Origin of the sequence: Halomonas sp. PR-M31 (assembly GCF_001039575.1) — a bacterium.
Taxonomy (GTDB): domain Bacteria; phylum Pseudomonadota; class Gammaproteobacteria; order Pseudomonadales; family Halomonadaceae; genus Modicisalibacter.
In genome coordinates this window covers 1-2,771 of record NZ_JIBT01000080.1, presented here as the reverse complement: position 1 = coordinate 2,771, position 2,771 = coordinate 1, and the positions used below count along the sequence as shown (strand labels likewise).

At 59.7% G+C, this 2,771-nt stretch carries 1 protein-coding gene and 2 pseudogenes; 2 read left to right on the top strand and 1 reads right to left on the bottom strand.

Annotated elements, in window-relative coordinates:
• A pseudogene (locus CH74_RS17175) lies at positions 1-665 on the bottom strand (OmpP1/FadL family transporter); the annotation flags it as partial.
• 268 nt (positions 666-933) lie between these two features.
• Between CH74_RS17175 and CH74_RS17170 the strand changes: the two are divergent.
• Together CH74_RS17170 and CH74_RS17165 are read left to right on the top strand one after the other, a co-directional pair.
• Positions 934-1,382, top strand: a pseudogene (locus CH74_RS17170) (MerR family DNA-binding protein).
• Positions 1,379-2,771: HAD-IC family P-type ATPase (locus CH74_RS17165; protein WP_048308768.1), on the top strand; the 1,393-nt coding region annotated here is incomplete at its 3' end. The pseudogene CH74_RS17170 and the gene CH74_RS17165, both read left to right, overlap by 4 nt.

The window sequence follows — 2,771 nt, the reverse complement described above, 5'->3', positions numbered from 1 at the left end:
CTCATCATCTCCTTTTACCCGGGAATCCGCTTCGGTTCGCCCCAGTGGGGTAACCAGCGGCACCTGGCGCTGCAGCTCGCCATCGACCCGGTTATAGGTCACGCCGGCACCCACGGACCACTGCTCGTTGAAGCGGTAAGAGAGTGTCGGCTGGGCGCTGACGACTCTCACTTCCGTATAGTTGCCCTGGTTACGGCCCTGAAAGGAGTCCTCATAGTCCGTCTTTGAGCCGAAAGGTGCATAGACACCAAACCCGAGGCCAGGCGATCGTTGATCGGCTGGGCATAGAAGGCATAGGGAATGAGCTTGCTCGGCACCATGTCGCCATCGTTGCTGCCTTGAACAGGGAGCGTGTCCGTAGCGCCACCGGTGGCTTGTAGAAAGGCAGGGCTGGATTGAGATGCCCGAACGTTGGAGATGTCCGAGTGAACGTCCAAGAAGGTGCCCCCTGCGCTTATTTGGGCCCTGTCGAGAAACGACATGCCCGCCGGATTGCCGAAGACGATAGTGGCATCGTTGACGTTGGAGCTGCGTCCGGCGTGGCCATAGCCCTGGCCGCTGACACTCTGTTCGTTGAGTTGAAAGCCCCCGGCCATGACATTTGATGAAAGCGCTGCGGCAGCTGTGGCGATAGCGAGGGTGAGCTTGTTGGTCTTGTTATGCATTGCGCGCGTCCTGTTCCCATTAAAGCGTAGGTTCTTGTCGTACTATCGGCAGAGATGTCGAGATACTTGATGGGTTTTGACTGATCGTCATGCACAAGTCAAGGTCAAACGTACGTTTCAATCACTTGCGTTGTTAGTCATTGGTCGTAGACTCCTAAATCTCATTGTAGCTGTCGTCTCAGGGATAGCGTCTGCTATCCGCCCTTGACCCTTGGGTTACACATAGGTTTTACACTCATTCCAAGACATCATGTTGCGGAGAGAGACCATGAAGGTCAGCGAACTGGCCAGGAGCGCAGGAGTCACCGCCGAGACTGTGCGCCACTATACCCGTGAAGGCTGCTGCAACCGTTGCGCGATCCGGAAAACGGCTATCAGCTTTACGACAATGCTTCGCTCAACCGGCTGCGCTTCATCCAGCGTGCCCGCACCCTGGGGTTTAGCGTGCGGGAGATCGGCGAGATCCTCGATCACGCGGATCACGGTGATTCACCCTGCCCGCTGGTACGGGATCTACTGGCCCAGCGACTGCCGGAAATCCAAGCACGGATCCTCGAGCTTCAAGCGCTGGCGTCACGCATGGAACAAGCGCTAACCGCCTGGCAGGACATGCCGGACGGCACCCCAGACGGGCACAGCCTGTGCCGCTTGATAGAAAGCTTCCCCGAGTCTTCTCCTCTTGCTTCCACTACAGCGTTTCATAAGGAGGACGTATGAGCACCGCTTTGCTGGATCGTTACGTGCCCAGCATCAATTGCCAAGGCTGCGTGAGTAAAATTCGCCGTACCCTGCAAGCCGAGGATGAATCCGCCGAGGTCACGGGTTTCCCGGACGACAAGCGGGTGGAGATCGCAAGCCGCCTTGACGAGGCGCGTATCGACGCGCTGCTCGAGGAAGCGGGCCATCCGTCTCGTGAGCGCGACGCGGCCAGTGTTGAAGAAGAGAGCGAAGAGGACACCACCGTATCTTCCACCGACGTCGAGGCTACTCCCACGGCTAACGCAGCAAAGACCACCGACATCGATCAGCGATTGGCGATCTCCGGCATGACCTGTGCAGGTTGCGTCAATACCGTGCAAAAGGCGCTCAGGGCAACGCCGGGTGTCACCCACGCCCAGGTCAATTTCGGCAACCACACCGCGGAGGTGAGTGGCGACGCCCCTCTCGATCGGCTTATCAAGGCGGTGGAAGACGTGGGCTACGGCGCAAGCCGCATCGAAGATCTGCGCCAAGCTCAGCAGACCAAACAGGAACAGGATGCCCGGGAATACAAGAAGCGCCTGCGGGGCAGCGCCATGGCGCTGGGTCTGGGCGTGCCGCTGATGGTGCTGATGTTCATCTATCATCCTGCCCCCCAAGGTTGGGGCAAGCTGTTCTGGCTGGTGATCGGTGCCCTGAGTCTTGGGGTACTGGTAGGACCCGGACGGCACTTCTTCGTCAATGCCTGGAAGACCTTCACCCAGCATCAGGCCAACATGGATACCCTGATCGCCTTGGGGACTGGCGCCGCCTGGCTCTACTCCATGGTGGTGGTGCTGTTTTCCGACTGGCTGCCGGAGGTGGCTCAAGGCGTCTACTTCGAGGCCTCGGCCATGGTCATCGGTCTGATCCTGCTGGGTCAGGCCATGGAGCTGAAGGCCCGGGGGCGCACCAGCGATGCGCTGAAGCGCCTGCTGGATCTGCAGAGCAAGACCGCTCGAGTGATTCGCGACGGTCAGGAACAAGAGATCCCACTTGATGAAGTGCGCCAAGGCGATCGGCTTCGCGTGCGCCCTGGAGAGCGGCTGCCGGTGGATGGCGAAGTGACGGAAGGTTCGAGCTATATCGACGAATCCATGCTCACCGGGGAACCCGATCCGGTATCCAAGCAGCAAGGCAGCGAGGTCAGCGCCGGCACGGTCAACGGTCGTGGCGGTTTGATGTATCGTGCAACCCGGGTCGGTGACGACACCCGCTTGGGCCAGATCACCGAACAGGTGGCCAAGGCACAGAACTCGCGCCCACCCATCGGCAAGCTGGCGGATCAGGTATCCGCCATCTTCGTGCCCAGCGTGATGATCATCGCCGTGATCACCGCACTGATCTGGTTCAATTTCGGCCCGGCGC